The sequence below is a fragment of the Mesobacillus boroniphilus genome, assembly GCF_018424685.1.
GTDB lineage: Bacteria > Bacillota > Bacilli > Bacillales > Cytobacillaceae > Mesobacillus > Mesobacillus boroniphilus_A.
Genome location: NZ_QTKX01000001.1, coordinates 2023639 through 2042425, shown reverse-complemented (window position 1 = coordinate 2042425; position 18787 = coordinate 2023639). Strand labels below are relative to the sequence as shown.

19 protein-coding genes are annotated in these 18787 nt (G+C 43.2%); 18 read left to right on the top strand and 1 reads right to left on the bottom strand.

Translation table 11 applies throughout. The annotated features are described in order from the left end of the window. The first annotated feature begins 14 nt into the window (after nucleotides 1-14). Genes spoIIIAD through DYI25_RS10450 form a run of 5 tightly spaced genes read left to right on the top strand, consistent with a single transcriptional unit; the run spans nucleotide 15 to nucleotide 3478 of the window. Complete coding sequence (spoIIIAD, locus tag DYI25_RS10470; protein WP_213369542.1) at nucleotides 15-404, top strand: stage III sporulation protein AD; 390 nt, start codon at nucleotides 15-17, stop codon at nucleotides 402-404. 32 nt (nucleotides 405-436) lie between these two features. Next, the gene (gene spoIIIAE / locus DYI25_RS10465) at nucleotides 437-1636 is read left to right on the top strand and encodes a stage III sporulation protein AE (RefSeq protein ID WP_213368534.1); all 1200 of its coding nucleotides are present in this window, start codon (nucleotides 437-439) and stop codon (nucleotides 1634-1636) included. Between the two features lie 14 nt (nucleotides 1637-1650). Then, nucleotides 1651-2280 carry a stage III sporulation protein AF gene (gene spoIIIAF / locus DYI25_RS10460; protein ID WP_213368532.1) on the top strand — a complete coding sequence of 210 codons (630 nt, stop codon included), beginning with the start codon at nucleotides 1651-1653 and terminating at the stop codon, nucleotides 2278-2280. Continuing rightward, on the top strand, nucleotides 2270-2929 hold the full coding sequence (gene spoIIIAG / locus DYI25_RS10455; RefSeq protein ID WP_213368530.1) for a stage III sporulation protein AG: 660 nt from the start codon (nucleotides 2270-2272) through the stop codon (nucleotides 2927-2929). Before spoIIIAF ends, spoIIIAG begins: the two co-directional genes overlap by 11 nt. Nucleotides 2930-2932: 3 nt before the next feature. Then, nucleotides 2933-3478 carry a SpoIIIAH-like family protein gene (locus DYI25_RS10450; RefSeq protein ID WP_213368528.1) on the top strand — a complete coding sequence of 182 codons (546 nt, stop codon included), beginning with the start codon at nucleotides 2933-2935 and terminating at the stop codon, nucleotides 3476-3478. A 38-nt stretch (nucleotides 3479-3516) separates the two neighbouring features. Here the strand turns inward: DYI25_RS10450 and DYI25_RS10445 are convergent, their stop codons facing one another. Beyond that, nucleotides 3517-4998 carry a methyl-accepting chemotaxis protein gene (locus DYI25_RS10445; RefSeq protein WP_213368526.1) on the bottom strand — a complete coding sequence of 494 codons (1482 nt, stop codon included), beginning with the start codon at nucleotides 4996-4998 and terminating at the stop codon, nucleotides 3517-3519. A gap of 206 nt (nucleotides 4999-5204) precedes the next feature. Between DYI25_RS10445 and accB the strand changes: the two genes are divergently transcribed. The 13 genes from accB to spoIVB all read left to right on the top strand — a co-directional run bounded on the left by accB (nucleotide 5205) and on the right by spoIVB (nucleotide 18754). Then, on the top strand, nucleotides 5205-5705 hold the full coding sequence (accB, locus tag DYI25_RS10440; RefSeq protein WP_213368524.1) for an acetyl-CoA carboxylase biotin carboxyl carrier protein: 501 nt from the start codon (nucleotides 5205-5207) through the stop codon (nucleotides 5703-5705). Between the two features lie 12 nt (nucleotides 5706-5717). Further along, nucleotides 5718-7073: an acetyl-CoA carboxylase biotin carboxylase subunit gene (gene accC, locus DYI25_RS10435; RefSeq protein WP_213368522.1), complete on the top strand. Its 1356-nt coding sequence runs from the start codon at nucleotides 5718-5720 to the stop codon at nucleotides 7071-7073. A 14-nt stretch (nucleotides 7074-7087) separates the two neighbouring features. Next, on the top strand, nucleotides 7088-7498 hold the full coding sequence (locus DYI25_RS10430; RefSeq protein WP_213368520.1) for an Asp23/Gls24 family envelope stress response protein: 411 nt from the start codon (nucleotides 7088-7090) through the stop codon (nucleotides 7496-7498). 473 nt (nucleotides 7499-7971) lie between these two features. Continuing rightward, on the top strand, nucleotides 7972-8364 hold the full coding sequence (gene nusB, locus DYI25_RS10425) for a transcription antitermination factor NusB (RefSeq protein WP_213368518.1): 393 nt from the start codon (nucleotides 7972-7974) through the stop codon (nucleotides 8362-8364). Nucleotides 8365-8419: 55 nt separating this feature from the next. Then, the gene (gene folD / locus DYI25_RS10420) at nucleotides 8420-9292 is read left to right on the top strand and encodes a bifunctional methylenetetrahydrofolate dehydrogenase/methenyltetrahydrofolate cyclohydrolase FolD (RefSeq protein ID WP_213368516.1); all 873 of its coding nucleotides are present in this window, start codon (nucleotides 8420-8422) and stop codon (nucleotides 9290-9292) included. Between the two features lie 218 nt (nucleotides 9293-9510). Then, nucleotides 9511-10869, top strand: a complete 1359-nt coding sequence (gene xseA, locus DYI25_RS10415; RefSeq protein WP_213368514.1) for an exodeoxyribonuclease VII large subunit — start codon at nucleotides 9511-9513, stop codon at nucleotides 10867-10869. Then, nucleotides 10859-11092 carry an exodeoxyribonuclease VII small subunit gene (locus tag DYI25_RS10410; protein ID WP_167831504.1) on the top strand — a complete coding sequence of 78 codons (234 nt, stop codon included), beginning with the start codon at nucleotides 10859-10861 and terminating at the stop codon, nucleotides 11090-11092. The genes xseA and DYI25_RS10410 overlap by 11 nt, the downstream gene beginning before the upstream one ends. A gap of 2 nt (nucleotides 11093-11094) precedes the next feature. Then, the gene (locus DYI25_RS10405; RefSeq protein ID WP_213368512.1) at nucleotides 11095-11988 is read left to right on the top strand and encodes a polyprenyl synthetase family protein; all 894 of its coding nucleotides are present in this window, start codon (nucleotides 11095-11097) and stop codon (nucleotides 11986-11988) included. 217 nt (nucleotides 11989-12205) lie between these two features. Then, nucleotides 12206-14098, top strand: coding sequence for a 1-deoxy-D-xylulose-5-phosphate synthase (gene dxs / locus DYI25_RS10400; protein WP_213368510.1), 1893 nt, complete (start codon nucleotides 12206-12208; stop codon nucleotides 14096-14098). Nucleotides 14099-14101: 3 nt separating this feature from the next. Next, nucleotides 14102-14950, top strand: coding sequence for a TlyA family RNA methyltransferase (locus tag DYI25_RS10395; protein WP_213368508.1), 849 nt, complete (start codon nucleotides 14102-14104; stop codon nucleotides 14948-14950). A 233-nt stretch (nucleotides 14951-15183) separates the two neighbouring features. Next, nucleotides 15184-15633: a transcriptional regulator AhrC/ArgR gene (gene ahrC / locus DYI25_RS10390; protein WP_041967930.1), complete on the top strand. Its 450-nt coding sequence runs from the start codon at nucleotides 15184-15186 to the stop codon at nucleotides 15631-15633. A gap of 16 nt (nucleotides 15634-15649) precedes the next feature. Continuing rightward, nucleotides 15650-17341, top strand: a complete 1692-nt coding sequence (gene recN / locus DYI25_RS10385; RefSeq protein ID WP_213368507.1) for a DNA repair protein RecN — start codon at nucleotides 15650-15652, stop codon at nucleotides 17339-17341. Nucleotides 17342-17461: 120 nt separating this feature from the next. Further along, nucleotides 17462-18754: a SpoIVB peptidase gene (gene spoIVB, locus DYI25_RS10380; RefSeq protein WP_213368506.1), complete on the top strand. Its 1293-nt coding sequence runs from the start codon at nucleotides 17462-17464 to the stop codon at nucleotides 18752-18754. Nucleotides 18755-18787 lie beyond the last annotated feature (33 nt).

Sequence of the window (18787 nt, the reverse complement as noted above, 5' to 3'; positions counted from 1 at the left end):
GGGAGGGCTTTGCCATTGAAATCCTTCAAATAACGGGCGTAGCACTGATCGCGACTTTCCTGGCCCTGATTGTCAAAGAACAAAAGCCGAACTTTGCTTTCTTGCTGATTGTGTTCACAGGTTCAGCTATCTTCCTTTTTCTCGTTGATCAAATCTACCAGATCATTTCTATGATCCAGAAGCTGGCAGTCAATGCAAAAGTAAATCTGGTCTATGTAGAAACAATCCTAAAGATTATTGGAATCGCCTATATTGCCGAATTCGCAGCTCAAATCACTAAGGATGCAGGTCAGGGCGCTATTGCATCAAAAATAGAATTAGGCGGAAAAATTCTTATTCTGGCCATGGCCATTCCGATTCTTACTGTAATGATCGAAACAATCATTCGCTTGATTCCGGGCTGATCGCGAGCCTTTTCTTAAAGAGGTGAATATAGTTGAAGCAGCGTTTGCAGTTCATACTTGGCATTGTATTGATCCAGCTATTTTTTTTCATTCCGGGTGTACAAGCTGCTGGTGACGAAGAGAAAACCAACACATTGATCAATCCGGATAAAATCGCCGGAGCTCAGCTTGAGGACTTGAATATCGATGAACTCAAAGGATTCTGGGAGGATATCATCAACAAATATGATGGCTATTTACCAGAAAGCCAGAAAGGCAGTCTATATGATTTCATCAGTGGTGAAAAAAAGTTTTCACTGAAGCAATGGTTCAAAGGCATACTGAACTTTGCATTTCATGAGTTTATAGTCAATGGGAAATTATTAGGTTCTCTGATTTTGCTTACCGTATTCAGTATGTTTCTTCAGGCTTTGCAAAATTCTTTTGAAAAAAGTACCATCAGCAAGGTTGCATATTCTATCGTGTTCATGGTCCTCATAATAATTGCACTCAACAGTTTCCATGTTGTGGTTGATTACACAAATGACACGATAAGTACAATGATTCAATTCATCCTTGCCTTGATCCCGCTGCTTCTTGCCCTGATGGCAACATCCGGCGGTCTGATATCGGCAGCTTTTTTCCATCCAGTCATTCTATTTATGATGAACACCAGCGGCATGTTCATCCAGTATGTCGTACTGCCACTCTTATTTCTTTCAACACTTTTGAGTATCGTCAGCATCCTATCAGAGCATTACAAGGTCACGCAATTGGCCAGTATGCTCCGAAACTGGAGTGTTGGGTTGCTTGGGATTTTGCTGACCGTTTTTCTAGGTGTCATCTCCGTCCAGGGGGCATCTTCAGCGGTAACGGATGGAGTCACTGTCAAGACGGCTAAATTCATCACGGGCAATTTTGTTCCAGTAATCGGCCGTGTGTTCACGGATGCGACGGATACTGTCATTAGCGCCTCGATGCTGCTTAAGAACACAGTCGGTCTGGCGGGTGTGGCCATTCTGCTGATCATTGCTGCATTCCCAGCAGTGAAAATTCTTATGGTTGCATTTATTTATAAATTCGCTGCCGCCATTCTGCAGCCTTTGGGTGGCGGACCAGTCATTACTTGTCTGGATATCATCAGCAAAAGCATTATCTATGTTTTTGCTGCACTGGGGATTGTTTCCTTGATGTTTTTTTTGACAATCACGGTCATTATTGCCGCTGGAAATCTAACGATGATGGTGAGGTAAGGGGGGGATAAGAAATGGATTTTATAAAAGAGTGGATTACCAATATCATTATCTTCATCCTCCTGGCAACTGTCCTAGACATGCTGCTGCCTAATTCTAGCTTCCAGAAATATACGAAAATCGTCACAGGCCTGATTTTGATTGCCATCATCCTGTCACCGGTCATGAAACTGTTTACTTCAGACTTTGAATCAGCGATAGCTTCAATGGGCCAATTCAGTAGTTTAGAGGATGAAAATATAAAAAATTCAATAGAATTTCAGAAAAAAGAAATACAAGCATCCCAGCATGCATATATTTTAGAAACAATGGCTGTCCAATTGAAAACAGCCGCAGAGGAGGAGTTGATGGAGCAGCAAGGAATGGAGATTGCTAATATCGAGCTTGAAGTAAATGATCAGGATCAGCGGCCTTTCCCTGAGAACCTGGAGTATGTCATCGTGCATGTGAAAAAAGCCGAAGATGAGGGAGAGACTGTGGCAGTAGTAAGAGAAGTAGAAATTGATACGAATGCACCCCTCCCATCAAAACAAACCTCTCAGAATACAGATCAAATATCTTCTCTTCTGTCAGAAAAATGGAATGTTCCTGAAAAGTCTATTCAAATAATGATAGAAGGGGGGAGTGACGAGCATGGACAATGAGAAAGGTCCCTTAAGCTGGCTTAAGAAGCAATTGAGCAGCAAAGACGGACCGCCAGAGAAGAAATCTGGAAAATACCAATACTTAATGATTGTCGTACTTTTCGGGGCAGCTATCATGCTCATAGGCAATATACTGGGAGACAAAAGTCCTGATATGGCGGTTACAGCCACGAAGGAGGCAGGCACTGAAGAGGATGCTGCCGTGTTCGGGCAAAAGAAATCGGCAGGCAATGACGTCATTTCCGAGTATGAAGAGGCTTATGAAGCTCAGCTGACAGAAGTGCTCGAAGGAATAAATGGCGTTGGGGATGTCACGGTCTTCGTAAACGTAGATGCCACTGAAAAAAAGGTTCTTGAGAAGAACACGGTCATCCAGTCCCAGACGACGGATGAAACCGATCGTGAAGGCGGCAAACGCAAGGTCCAGGACGCATCACAGGATGAGCAGCTGGTCATCATCCGCAATGGTGAAAAAGAGGTTCCTATCGTTCTGGAGACAAAAAAGCCGGAGATCAGAGGTGTCGTCGTAGTAGCCAAGGGTGCCGAAAATATACAAGTGAAAAAATGGATTATCGAGGCCGTCACCAGGGCTTTGGATGTACCAAACCACCGGGTGGCAGTCATGCCTAAAAAATCTAAGGGGGAATAATAGATGTTATTGAAAAAGCAAACAGTTTGGTTGTTAACAATGTTAAGTCTTGTAGTGGTGCTATCGGTTTATTATATCACTTCACCTGAACAGCAAAAAGCAGATTTGGCCGGTGTTGAAGAACAGAAGGCTGAAGGAACAGAAACTGCAGCAACTGAATCCAAGGATGGCAAAACAGTGATCTCTGGCATTGCAAGCGATGAAAAGTTCGAAGCACTTCGTATGAAGCTTGAAGAACAGCGCACAAAAATGAAGGAAGATCTTCAGGCAATAGTCGCTTCAACGGACCTGCCTGCCCAAGACCGCAGCGATGCAATTGAGAAGATGAACGAGCTTGATGAAGTGGCTCAAAAAGAATTCACGCTAGAAACATTGATCAAGTCAATGGGTTATGAAGATGCTCTTGTTCGTGCGGACGGAGAGAATGTCAGAATCACAGTGAAAGCTCAGGAGCATTCAGCATCTGCAGCCAACGAAATCATCCAGATGGTGCGCACAGAGCTTGGCTCATTACAGCCAGTAGCTGTACAATTTGAGCCTGTAAAATAAAGGAACGCATTGAAAAAGGGAAGGCGGTTGCCTTCCCTTTAATTTTGTTGCAGCCTAATTAGGTTATCCAAAGATTGATGTGCCGCTTCAACGGATTTAAATAAATGTTCATGATGTTCACTCTGCGAAATAGCTGCTGATGAGATTTCTTCTAGCGCTGCGCTTGCCTGCTGGATGACGGAGCTGAAGCCGGTAATGGAACTTTCGATTGCCATGGAGGAATCCAAAATGGTTTTTGTCAGTCCCTCCTGCTCAGAGATATCACTCTTCAAAACTTTGAAAGTTTGGTGTATTGTTTCAAATGCTTCCATTGTCTCTGCTGCTAATTCGAGGTTTTGTGTAAGTTTTTCAGCTGTCAGATTGACTCCTTCTTTTGTTTTTGAAGTATCACTCATGACGCTTTTTAAGTTTTCGGTAATTTGGGTTGCTGTATTACTTGTGATGTCAGCGAGCTTCCTTACTTCTTCGGCAACGACGGCAAATCCTTTGCCGCTGTCTCCTGCACGGGCTGCCTCTATAGATGCGTTCAGTGCCAGCAAATTAGTTTGGGAAGCAATTCCCTGGATATCTGATGCAAAGCTGGTTGTTTCCTTGATCAGCGCGGAAAGAGACAAGATGTGTGTATTGACATTTTGCATATTTTCATATGAAGCTGTCAATTCTGAAATAAGGCTGGACATCAGCTCATCGCCTTTATCGGATACCTTTTCGGCCGACATTGAGTCCTGATGCAGCTTTTTGACAAGCGCTGATGTCCTGTAGATGACCTGATTTGTTTTTTCAAGGGATTGGGTAATGTCCACAACTGAATCGGATTGGATATTGATCCCTGCAGATATCTCTGTCACAGACTGGGTCATTTCAATGGAAGATTGATAATTTTCCTTGCTCTTGAATCTAACATCATCTATCAGCTTTGCTATGCTCCTTGTATTGCTTTCGATTACTTTGCGTGTCTCTAAATCTTTAATCAATAGACTCTCTGTTTCCTGCTGTGCTGACTCAATCGTTTGAGCGAGCTTTTTGGAGATGGAGAACTGGAAGCCAAGCATAACTGTGACCAGCATATACAATAGATATATGGTTACATAGTTTTTCGTCTCCAAAGGCAGCTCGTGGTTATGCAGCAAGGTGAACATCGAAATAATAATAAATCCGAGACCGGAAGCTAAAATCAGTAATTTCCTATCCATATAGATCGCTGCCGCAGCAAGGATAAAATAAAGAAGGGTATAAGCAGTAGGTGAAACGCTAGTTTCCATAATTAAGAATAGAACAGCGGAAACAATGACAACGGAAAGATAAGGGATGAAATTTGTTAACTTTTTAGTATAGTGGAGCAATCCAACAACTCCGACCCCAGCGCCGCCGCCAACAATGATTGATAGAATCACGGCAAGTTCTTTCTGCATGGCAATATCAACAACTGCCGCGAGAATGACAGACACTAGGGTGGCTTTTACGGTTAAAGAATTTTTTCTTTCCAAATCCTCTTGTTTAATTTCTTCAATACTTTTCATCAAATGAATTCTCCTCTTATTCAAGCTATTGTTATATTCGCTAGAAATTTCGGGATTCCTGTCGTATGAATTCACTTTTTTTTCAGAAAATATTAAAATAGAGAAGGAAGACAAGAAACAGTGTTACATATTGAATTTTTACATGGTATTATCGTATAGTGTTAGTATCTAGTCTTAATTATGAAATGGACAAGGGGTGCCTTAAGATGTTAAAAGTACAGGAAATCAGAGAGCTAATTAAATTAGTGGACCAATCAAGCATTGACGAGTTTTCATACGAATATGAAGGATCAAAGATCAAAATGAAGAAGCATGGAGCAGTCAAGTCTGTGGTTGAGCACGTTCAGCCAGCTGCACCAGCTCCACAGCCAGTACCAGCAGTCCAGGAAACTCAACGCCCTGAGCCTAAGGTCGAAGCGGCAGCAGTCCAGGAAGTGAAGCAGGAAGAAGTTCAGGATACTTCCAATTTACATAAGATCGTTTCACCAATGGTCGGAACTTTCTATCAATCTTCATCTCCGGAAGCAGATGCTTATGTAAAAGCAGGCTCAAAGGTCAGCAAAGATTCAATTGTATGCATCGTTGAAGCGATGAAACTTTTCAACGAGATCGAAGCAGAAGTAAATGGAGAAATTGTTGAAGTTCTTGTTAAAGACGGCCAGCTGGTTGAATACGGCCAAGCTTTATTCCTGGTTAAGCCCGAATAAGGAGCGATATTGATGATAAAAAAATTACTGATAGCCAATAGAGGAGAAATCGCAGTCCGGGTCATCCGTGCCTGCAGGGAAATGGAAGTCGAATCCGTAGCCGTCTACTCTGAAGCAGATAAAGAATCACTTCATGTACAGCTTGCTGATGAAGCATATTGTATTGGACCGAAAGCTTCAAAAGACAGCTATTTGAATTTCACAAATATTATCAGCGTGGCAAAATTGACCGGCTGTGACGCCATCCACCCTGGATACGGCTTCCTTGCTGAAAATGCAGATTTCGCTGAGCTTTGCAGGGAGTGCAACATCATTTTCGTCGGTCCTTCTCCAGAAGCAATTCAAAAGATGGGAACGAAAGATGTTGCAAGAGAAACAATGAAAGAGGCGAATGTTCCTATTGTTCCGGGTTCACAGGGAATCGTGGAAAGTACAGAAGATGCTGTCAGCCTTGCGAACGACATCGGTTATCCTGTCATCATCAAAGCGACAGCTGGCGGCGGCGGCAAAGGAATCCGTGTTGCCAGGACAGAACAGGAGCTTGTCAAAGGGATCAATATCACCCAGCAGGAAGCAATGACAGCATTCGGGAACCCGGGAGTATATATTGAAAAATATATCGAAGATTTCCGCCATGTTGAAATACAGGTGCTTGCAGACAGCTATGGCCATACCATTCATCTGGGTGAGCGTGATTGTTCAATCCAAAGGCGCCTTCAAAAGCTGCTTGAGGAAACACCATCACCAGCCCTTGACGGAGAAATCAGGGCTGAAATGGGCGAAGCTGCGGTCAAAGCGGCAAAAGCAGTTGATTATACTGGAGCCGGCACGGTAGAATTTATTTATGATTATCGCAATCGTAAATTTTATTTCATGGAGATGAATACGCGGATACAGGTTGAACATCCTGTAACTGAAATGGTAACAGGCGTTGACTTGATCAAGGAACAGATCAAGATTGCATCAGGTGAAAGGCTGAACCTTAAGCAGGAAGATGTAGAGTTCAATGGATGGGCGATTGAATGCCGAATCAACGCAGAAAATCCAGCGAAAAACTTCATGCCATCAGCAGGCAAAATTAAAATGTATCTCCCTCCAGGCGGATTTGGTGTTAGAATAGATTCAGCGGCATATCCTGGTTATACAATCCCGCCTTACTATGATTCAATGATTGCGAAGGTCATTACTTATGGAAGCAGCCGGGAAGAAGCGATTGACCGCATGAAGAGAGCGCTTGGTGAGTTTGTGGTCGAAGGTATCCACACGACCATACCGTTCCATCTCAAGCTGCTAAACCATGAGAAATTCGTGGAAGGGCAGTTCAATACGAAGTTTTTAGAAATGCATGATCTTATGAAAGAAGAATAATAGGAGGTCTAGCCATGAGTGAACAGCAACATTTACTTGAAATGAGCCATGATGAAAACGGCTTAGGGAAAGTGGAAATTGCACCTGAAGTAATTGAAGTCATTGCAAGCATCGCTGCATCCGAAGTAGAAGGTGTCATGCAAATGCGCGGCGGCTTTGCGGCTGGAGTAGTTGAAAGACTTGGCAAGAAGAATCACGGCAAGGGTGTAAAAGTCGAGCTTGTCGAAGAAGGCATCAAGGTTGACGTTTATTGTGTCATGAAGTTTGGTGTATCAATTCCTGTGGTTGCCCAAAAAATCCAGGACAACATCCGCCAGGCATTATTGAACATGACTGCACTCGATGCAACAGAAGTTAATATCCATGTAGTCGGCGTCCAGTTTGAAAACCAAAAAGTAGAAACTGAAGTCGAACAAGAAGTTTAATAACCGAACCAAAGGCATAATTATGCATGCCTTTGGTTTTTTTTGTAGTCCTGGAAGTATCTGGCTCCTAGAAGTGTCGATCATCGGCACTCAGGAGGTAGTTGTCCGAAGTAGGCCCAGGCTCGGACAAATCCTCGCGTCCTAGAGGAACAATTGTCCGAAGTGGACCCATGTTCATACAAAATACCGTGTTGCCGAGTAAAAGTTGTCTGACGTATCTCCGAATAAGGACAATACCCAATCCCCAAACAGAAATCACTGTTTGTGGGATGATAAAGAGCTAATTGTGGTGTTAAAGCTGCTAGTGCTGTTCTAATTTACTCATAAATTCTTAGCCTGAGAGATATATTTCCCTTTGTTTTGATTAACTTTTTTCTAAAAAGTAAAAAATAATAGGAAACCATGCGTAAAGAGATATGATATGCTATTATTTTGTTAGAATCAGACAAGCCATAAAGGAGCTAAGGAATTCAATGAAAAGAAGAACAGCACGAGAAAAGGCATTACAAGCCTTATTCCAGATTGATATAAGCAAGGTAGAGGTTTCAGACGCGATTGAACATGTACTTGAAGAAGAAGCTGGGGATGATTATCTGAACAAGCTTGTGAACGGTACGGTTCAGCATCAGCAGGAAATCGATGAGGAGATCAAGGTGTACTTAGAAAAGTGGTCTCTCGACAGGCTTGCAGCTGTTGACCGGAATCTTCTGCGTCTTGCCGTATACGAATTGAAGTATTGCAACGAAGACGTACCGATGAATGTCGTTATTGATGAAGCAATTGAAATTGCTAAATTATATGGGGATGACCAATCAAGCCGATTTATTAATGGTGTTCTGTCAAAAGTAAAGCAGAGCATTTCCTAAAAACCATTGGAAGCAGGCAGGTTGGACCTTCCCTGAACACATAGGGGGAGAAAGTATGGCTGCTAGTATTATTGATGGAAAAGAAATAGCTAAAAAGAAGAAACTTGAAATCGCCGACCAGGTCCAGGAGTTGAAAAAGCAAGGATTAACTCCAGGCCTGGCTGTGATACTTGTCGGTGATAACCAGGCATCAAGAACCTATGTCAACAGCAAGCAAAAAACTGCAAGAGAACTTGGTATGCATAATGTCCTGATTGAATATCCTGTCTCCATTACTGAACAGGAACTATTGGCTAAAATAGACGAACTCAATCGTGATGAAGACATTCACGGCATTTTGGTTCAGCTACCGCTTCCAGATCACATCAATGAAAAAAATCTGATAGAAGCTATTTCCCCTGAAAAAGATGTTGATGGCTTTCATCCCATCAATATTGGTCGGATGATGACCGGCCAGGATGCTTTTTTACCGTGCACGCCATATGGTGTAATGGTAATGATGAAGGAAATAGAGATAGACCTTGCCGGGAAGCATGTGGTTGTGGTCGGCAGGAGCAATATTGTCGGAAAGCCGGCAGGCCAACTTTACTTAAATGAAAATGCAACCGTTACATATTGTCATTCCAGGACAAAAGATTTAAAGGAACATACGAAACAGGCGGATGTAGTCATAGCCGCAGTCGGGAAAGTCAATTTGATTACGGCAGACCATATCAAGCCAGGCGCTGTGGTCATCGATGTTGGCATGAACCGCGATGATCAAGGGAAGCTATGCGGCGATGTAGCCTATGATGAAGTTAAAGAAAAAGCAGGGTATATCACTCCTGTTCCTGGCGGTGTTGGTCCAATGACCATCGCAATGTTGATGTACAACACTCTGAAGTCTGCAAAGAACCATATGAACAGACTTCAAAACTCAAATCTATAAGGCGTGGTTCTGTCCATATCTGTTATAACTTAGAAACTGAAAATCCACTTATGTTAAGTGACGAATCGGGATTCTAAATTTATAATGGATATGGGCAGTTTTTTTATGATACTGAAAAGTATAAATTTCGACTTCTAGAATTGACTAGCTCCAGCGCTTGTCGGGGCAGGGCAAGGCGCTTGCGCTTTTCTAATCAGTTCCACAAAAGGAGTTTACCAATGGATAATCAGCGTTATCTAACCGTCAACGCATTAACCAAATACATAAAACGAAAATTTGATGCCGACCCGCATCTTCAGGGCGTTTATATCAAAGGGGAAATCTCCAACTTCAAAAGGCATTCGAGCGGGCATATGTATTTTACACTCAAGGATGAGAAAGCCAGAATCCTTGCTGTTATGTTCGCGGGTGCCGCCAGATCCATGAAGTTCAAGCCTGAGAATGGCATGAAGGTTCTGGTCAGAGGAGATATCTCAGTATACGAAGGCAGTGGACAGTACCAGATATACATAAAAGAAATGAAAACCGATGGAGTGGGCGATTTATTTATAGCTTATGAACAGCTGAAGAAGAGGCTTGAGCAAGAAGGACTTTTTTCTCCAAAATACAAGCAGCCTATTCCGAAATATCCAAAAGCTGTCGGCATTGTTACTTCCCCAACCGGGGCAGCAATCCGCGATATATTAACCACAATTAAGAGAAGATATCCAATTACCAAGGTGCTCATTTTCCCGGCCCTGGTTCAGGGAGAGCAGGGAGGCCCTTCTATAGTGAGGGCAATCGAACAGGCAAATAAAAGGGCAGATATTGATGTTCTGATCATCGGCCGCGGGGGCGGGTCAATTGAGGAGCTATGGAATTTTAATGAGGAATCAGTTGCGAGGGCGATTTTTGCCTCGAAAATCCCCATTATTTCAGCTGTTGGTCATGAAACAGACTTTACGATCGCTGACTTTGTCGCGGACATGAGAGCGCCGACTCCAACTGGAGCCGCAGAGCTGGCAGTCCCTCATATCCAGGAGCTCATTGAGAGGGTAATGAACAGGGAAACAAGACTGATGAGGGCGATGAGGGAAAAAGTATTCTTCCAGCAGGAGCGCTATCAGCGGCTGATCAGATCATACGCCTTCCGTTATCCAAGGAAGCTTTATGAACAAAAACTTGAACAAGTGGATAAGCTGACGGAATCACTGACACGTGGAGCTGAAAAGCTTTATTTTGCTAAAACCGATGCGCTTCTTCAACTGAAAAGAAGATTAGAGCGAAGCCATCCAGAAGAACTGAAGAAAGTATCTGCTGAAAGGCATATGAGAACAACTAGAGCTTTAAACCGGGCCATGACGGCTGTCTTATCTGAAAAAAGAAAAGAGTTCAATGGAATTGTGTCTACGCTTGAAGCGTTAAGCCCGTTGAAAATCATGGACCGAGGCTATAGTCTTGCATACACAGACGATGGAGAACTGATCAAGACAGTCACCCAGGTAAAACCTGAACGAAAAATAAAGGTAAAGCTTTCGGATGGAAGCATTCAATGTATCGTGACAGATATTGAGGAGAGTGAAAACGATGGCAGATGAAAAAAAACTAAGTTTTGAACAGGCGATGGATCAACTGGAGAGCATAGTTGAAAAACTTGAAGAAGGAGATGTGCCTTTGGAAGAAGCGATCTCTTTTTATAAAGAAGGAATGGAATTATCCAAGCTTTGCCATGATAAGCTAAAGAATGTGGAAGAACAACTTGCCCAGATCATTACTGAAGATGGACGGACTGAAGGTTTCTCCATAAATGAGGAGGAATAGTATTGCATCCTGTTTCACTTGATTCTTTTACAAAAAAATATAAGACTCTTGTCGAGGAACGGCTAAGGGAGGCGGTTAGTGCCCTAGAGACGCCTGAGAACCTTGCGAAGGCAATGCTTTATTCACTGGAAGCAGGTGGGAAAAGGATCCGCCCGCTACTTGTTTTCGCAGTAATCGACGCATTCGGAAAAGACCCGCAAGATGGACTTGATGCTGCAGCGGCGATCGAAATGGTCCATACCTATTCGCTTATTCATGATGACCTGCCAAGTATGGACGATGATGATTTAAGAAGAGGAAAGCCGACGAACCATAAAGTATTCGGGGAAGCGACTGCTATCCTTGCAGGTGATGCTCTTTTGACATTAAGTTTCAACCTGCTGACGGAAATTCCTGAAGACTCAATACCAGCTAACATTAAACTGGCGTTGATCAAAGGATTGTCAGCTGCCGCGGGCGCTCCTGGTATGGTGGGCGGTCAGGTAGCGGATATGGAAGGGGAAAATAAGAAACTCACACTTGAGCAGCTTGAATATATCCACATTAATAAAACAGGTAAATTACTCGAATACAGTATCATTGCGGGTGCAGAAGTAGCCGGCGCAACTGCGGAACAAAAGGAAGTACTTTCTAAATTTGCGTATCATATAGGCCTTGCATTCCAGATACGAGATGATATTCTCGACCTTGAGGGTACTGAGGAAATGATTGGCAAGCCAGTTGGGAGCGATACAGCTAATGAAAAAAGCACGTATCCTGCTTTGCTTGGTTTAGCTGGAGCCAAAGATGCGCTGGATTCCCATTTACTGAGCGCGAAAGATTCACTTGCCCAAAGTGGGCTTGAAGTCGGGATTCTAGACCAGATCACCGATTTAATTGGGCTGCGCAACAATTAGAGCAGTCGTTGAGAATAGTGCTATAGTGTGCTATAATTTGCTGTTAGCACGGTAGTGTTGGCAGCTTTTTTTATACATATAAGAAAAACAGATGCCATATTTTCAGGTATAGCTTGAAAACCTTTCTTTACTTAATATATGTTATTACTAACAACTTTTTAAGAAATGCATAAACAAAGCGGAATAATAAGTCAGAAATGAAAGTGAGTGGTCCGAAATGGATCTTTTATCAATAAAAGACCCTTCCTTCTTGAAGAATCTTTCGAAAAACGAATTGGAAGAGTTAAGCGGGGAGATTCGGCAGTTTTTGATTGAAAAATTATCAGTTACGGGCGGACACATAGGACCTAACCTTGGTGTTGTCGAATTGACGATTGCCCTGCACAAGTGTTTTGACAGCCCGAAGGATAAATTTCTTTGGGACGTAGGGCATCAATCATATGTACATAAAATCCTGACCGGAAGAGCATGTCAATTTGATACGTTAAGGCAGCATAAAGGATTGTGCGGTTTTCCAAAGATGGTTGAGAGTGAGCATGATGTCTGGGAAACAGGGCATAGTTCAACTTCACTTTCAGCTGCAATGGGGATGGCAATTGCCCGGGACCTCAAGAGGGAAAATTCCCATATCGTTCCGATTATTGGTGATGGTGCCCTTACCGGAGGAATGGCTTTAGAGGCCTTGAACCACATCGGGCATGAAAAAAAGAAGCTTATTGTCATTCTGAATGATAATGAGATGTCGATCGCTCCTAATGTGGGGGCATTGCATAATGTACTTGGGCGCCTTCGGACCGCTGGTAAGTACCATTGGGTAAAAGATGAACTCGAATACTTATTAAAAAAGGTGCCTGCTATTGGCGGTCAGCTCGCGTCGACTGCGGAAAGAATAAAGGACAGCTTAAAATATCTCTTTGTATCAGGAATCTTTTTCGAGGAATTAGGATTTACCTATCTTGGACCAGTAGATGGCCATGACTATGACGACCTGTTTGAAAACCTTGCATATGCAAAAAAGCAGGAAGGGCCTGTATTGTTGCATGTAATCACAAAAAAGGGCAAGGGATATAACCCGGCTGAAAACGATAAGGTTGGCACATGGCATGGGACCGGACCTTATAAAATGGAGACCGGCGATTTTGTGAAACCTGAATCCGCACCACCAGCCTGGAGTAAACTGGTCAGTGAAACGGTAAGGAAAATCGCTAGGACGGACGAACGTATAGTTGCTGTAACTCCTGCTATGCCTGTTGGTTCAAAGCTTGAAGGCTTCGCCAGCGAATTCCCTGACAGAATGATTGATGTAGGGATCGCTGAACAACATGCGGCGACTTTTGCAGCCGGACTGGCTACGCAAAATATGAAACCATTCCTGGCTATTTACTCAACATTCTTGCAGCGCGCATATGATCAGGTGGTCCACGACATTTGCCGCCAGAACTTGAATGTGTTCATTGGGATAGACCGTGCCGGACTCGTAGGCGCTGATGGAGAAACACACCAGGGTGTTTTTGATATCGCCTTCTTGAGGCACTTGCCTAATATGGTATTGATGATGCCGAAGGATGAAAATGAAGGACAACATATGGTGTACACGGCATTAAAGTATGACCAAGGGCCGATTGCGATGCGTTACCCACGAGGAAATGGACTAGGAGTACCGATGGATGAAGAGTTGCAGGAAATCCCGATTGGTACATGGGAAGTACTTCGTGAAGGCGAAGACGCAGCCATCCTGACATTCGGAACGACGATTCCAATGGCAATGGCTGCAGCAGAGATACTTGCAAAGCAGGGCATATCAGTAAAGGTAGTCAATACTCGTTTTATCAAGCCTCTCGATGAAGAGATGCTGGTGGGCATCCTGAATGAAAACATGCCGATCCTTACGATTGAGGAAGCTGTCCTTCAGGGTGGATTCGGAAGCTTTGTGCTCGAAACGTCTCATGACCTGGGCTATCAGCATGTTGAGATTGACAGGATGGGAATTCCGGATCAATTCATTGAGCATGGCAGTGTTGATAAGCTTCTTGAGGAAATTGGAATGACAACAGAAGATGTCGTCTTGCGGATGCAAAAGCTTGCGAGACAGAAACAAAAAAGGGCGTAGCAAATGAAAATCAAAAAAGAACGATTAGATGTGCTGCTTGTTGAACGCGGTCTTGCTGAAACAAGGGAGAAAGCCAAACGGACAATCATGGCAGGGCTCGTCTACTCAAACGAAAGCAGGCTGGACAAGCCTGGTGAAAAGGTTAGCAGTGACATACCCTTGACTGTAAAGGGAAATGTCCTCCCATACGTGAGCCGTGGGGGCTTGAAGCTTGAAAAGGCACTAAAGGTTTTTGATCTCGATGTTCAAGGGAAAACCCTGCTGGATATCGGAGCTTCGACTGGCGGATTTACCGATTGTGCCCTTCAAAACGGCGCTGAAATGTCTTACGCTTTGGATGTCGGCTACAACCAGCTTGCTTGGAAGCTGCGTCAGGATGAACGTGTTGTCGTGATGGAGCGGACAAATTTCCGCTATGTGAAACCGGAGGACCTCATAAAAGGGATGCCGAATTTCGCAAGCATAGATGTATCTTTCATATCACTTCGCCTGATATTGCCTGTGCTAAAAACCCTGTTGGTACCAGGCAGTGATATCGTCGCTCTCGTTAAGCCACAATTTGAGGCTGGAAGAGAACAGGTCGGCAAAAAAGGCATCGTTCGTGACAGGAAAGTCCACGAACAAGTATTGGACAGGATCATTACTTTCTCGATAGAAGAGGGCTATGATGTTATTGATCTAAGCTTCTCGCCGATCACTGGCGGTGATGGAAATATCGAATTCCTGCTTCATCTTCAATGGAACAATCCAGAAGAAGAGAAGGGGAAGCTGTTGTTGAAAAGGGAGCCTGAAGAAGTCGTTACTGAAGCGCATAATGAATTAAAATCAAAGCAAACCAGTGAGGAAGAATAGGCAAATGAGCCTGTTCTTTTTTGCTGTTTCTGTGGGTTTAACAGAGCCTATCTCAAAAGTTGGAGGATTATTTTAAACCGCTATTATTACGAAGATTGCGGCCTAAAATAGTCACCACTTCGTCAATTCCAACGATAACTTTTGCCGAAAGTCGACGAATGATTGTACATTCTGTTGAAATCGGCTAACATATGAGTATATGAATGTTTCGGATATATCCAGGGGTGATATGAATGAATAAAGGACAACGACATATAAAAATCCGTGAGTTAATCGCGAGCAAGGATATCGAAACGCAGGATGAACTTGTCGATCGGCTGAAGGCTGCAGGTTTCAATGTTACACAGGCGACAGTTTCCCGTGACATTAAGGAGCTCCATCTTGTAAAGGTTCCTTTGATCGATGGCAGATACAAATACAGCCTTCCTGCAGACCAGCGTTTCAATCCATTGCAGAAGTTAAAAAGGTCGTTAATGGATGCTTTTATCCGGATCGATCAGGCAGGACATCTTTTAGTAATGAAAACTCTGCCTGGCAACGCCAACGCGATCGGGGCACTGATTGATAATCTCGATTGGGAAGATATTCTTGGCACGATTTGTGGAGACGATACCATCTTGATTATTTGCCGTACTCCAGAGGATACAGAGCAAGTTACAAATCGTTTTCTCGAAATGTTGTAAATGAGGTGACGTTTGCTTGTTAAATGAATTATCGATACGAAACTTCGCAATAATTGAATCATTATCCGTTTCTTTTAATAAAGGCCTTACCGTGCTCACTGGTGAAACAGGGGCTGGGAAATCCATTATCATTGATGCCATCCACCTGCTCGTTGGCGGAAGGGGCTCTGCGGAATTCGTCCGCCATGGCGAAGATAAAGCGGAAATTGAAGGTCTATTTCATCTGGAAGGTGAAAATCATCCAAGTTATGCGAAAGCAGCTGAATTTGGCATCGAAATTGAAGATGCCATGATCGTCTTGAGAAGAGATATTTCAGCGAGTGGAAAAAGTGTCTGCCGAATAAATGGCAAGCTTGTCACGATCGCTGTCCTGCGTGAAGTCGGCTCGACCTTGATAGATATTCACGGTCAGCATGAGCACCAGGAATTGATGGATGAGGCAAAGCATATTAATCTGCTTGACCAATTCGGAGCAGATGAAATCCTGCCTGCCCTTAATGAATACCATCAGGTTTTTCGTTCATTTGAACAAACACAGAAAAAGCTGAAAAGCTTAAGTGAAAATGAACAACAAATGGCCCATAGACTTGATTTGATCCAGTTCCAGCATGATGAAATCCACACAGCGGATTTAAAGATTAACGAAGATGAGGAACTTTTTGAAGAAAAGCGTAAGCTTGGCAATTTCGAAAAGATTTACGAGAGCATTCAGACCAGCTATACAGCATTGCAGGGTGAGCAAAAAGGCCTTGACTGGATTGGTTTGGTCATGGATAACCTTCAGAATGCAGCTGACTTGGATCCTGATTATAAAAATGTTGCTGACACAGTAGCGAACAGTTTTTATATGCTGGAAGATGCGGCGAGGACCATCAGGAATGAGCTCAATTCCCTTGAATATGATCCACAGCGGTTGAATGAAATTGATGACAGGCTAAATGAAATCAATCAATTGAAGCGGAAATATGGGAAAACGATAGAAGAAATCCTTGAGTATGCCTCAAAAATCGAAGAAGAAATCGAGACGCTTCAAAATAAAGAAGTCCATATTGGGCAGATGGAAAAGGAGCTTGCATCGCTTAAGAAGGATTTGCGCATCGAGGCCAATAACCTGGCTCAAACTCGCAGGAAATGGGCGAAAAAGCTGACAAAATTAATCCATAATGAACTAAAAGAGCTGTATATGGAAAAAACGGTATTTGACCTCAGAATCGAATCGGATTCTAACCATTTCCATAAAAACGGAGCAGATAAGGTTGAATTTTATATCTCTACAAATCCTGGCGAACCATTGAAGCCTTTGTCAAAAATTGCATCAGGAGGAGAACTTTCAAGGATCATGCTCGCCTTGAAAAGTATTTTCTCAAAACATCAGGGTGTCACTTCGATCATTTTCGATGAAGTGGATACAGGAGTCAGCGGTCGTGTTGCTCAATCAATTGCAGAAAAAATCTATAATGTGTCGACTGGATCGCAGGTTCTGTGCATTTCGCATCTGCCTCAAGTCGCCGCGATGGCTGACACCCACCTGTATATCGCAAAGGTTATAAAGAATGGAAGGACGAAAACATCCGTCACTCCACTTTCTTCCCCTGAAAAGGTAAAGGAAATCGTCAGGATGATTTCAGGGGTCGAAGTTACGGACCTCACGAAACAGCATGCTGAGGAATTGCTGAAGCTTGCTCAAAATATGAAGGCAGTTACATGAAAAGCTATCCATAAAGGGTAGCTTTTTTATTTTTATACAGGTTATAAATGCGGGGAGTCGAGGCAAAATTAAAGATGTAGCCATTTTTGATGTGTGTGGGACTAGAAGCGAGGAGAGTGAATGGATTTGAAAAAAGATTTTTTCAGAAAATTTATTGGTGGAATTCTCCTTGTTTCATTAATTGCTTTAGGATTTGCAAAACCAGTACATGAATATTTATCTATTCCAGGAGATATAACATTATTCGAGGGGCAAAAGCTTGATTTCCAGGCAAATGCAGTCCAAGTTACAGCTCCCGTAGAAGACTCAAGTATCAAAGTGGACCAAAAAGGTGAAACCTTATCTCTTGAGGCAAAAAGACATGGGAAGGATGAAATGGTCCTTGAATTAGCCGGTTTCCCGGTTAAAAAAGTCGATGTCAATGTCCTTAAGGATTTCAAGGTCAGGCCAGGCGGTCAATCAATAGGAGTAAAACTGAATACGGTTGGTGTCCTTGTGGTCGGGCATCACCAGGTGCAGGCTGATGAAGGAAGAGTGTCGCCAGGTGAAAAAGCTGGTATAAAAAAAGGCGATATCATCACAGAAATCAATGGACAGCAAATTGAGAAAATGGCGGACGTTGGCCCGTTTGTTAAACAAGCTGGAGAAGACGGTAAGCCATTGGATGTTGTAATTAAAAGGGAAAATGAAAAAATCAAAACTCAACTCCAGCCTGAAAAGGATGTAAACGAAAACACTTATAAGCTTGGGTTGTATATTCGTGATTCAGCTGCAGGGATTGGGACGATGACTTTTTATCATCCTCAGTCCAAAAAATATGGAGCTCTCGGACATGTCATTTCCGACATGGACACAAAAAAACCAATCGTCGTTGGTGATGGGCAAATTGTACGATCTACAGTTACTTCGATCGAGAAAGGCGGAAAAGGCAATCCTGGGGAAAAGCTGGCTCGCTTTTCATCTGACCGGGAAGTAATAGGGAATATTCGGAGGAACAGTCCTTTTGGAATCTTTGGCGAACTGAACAAAGATATTTCGAATGGCGTATTTGATAAACCTTTGCCAATTGCCCTTTCACATCAAGTAAAAGAAGGTCCGGCGAAAATCCTGACGGTCGTGAATAATGACGAAGTAAACCTGTTTGATATAGAGATTGTAAGCACCATCCCGCAGAAATTTCCGGCAACGAAGGGCATGGTCATTAAAGTAACCGACCCAGAACTGTTGGAAAAAACGGGTGGCATAGTACAGGGAATGAGCGGGAGTCCAATTATCCAGGGGGATAAGCTAGTGGGAGCTGTAACCCACGTGTTCGTAAATGACCCAACAAGTGGATATGGAGTTCATATAGAATGGATGCTAAATGAAGCAGGTATTGACATTTACGAAAAACCAAGAGAGCAGGCAAGTTAATACAGGAATTCGGCGGCGGCAAATAGCCGCCCT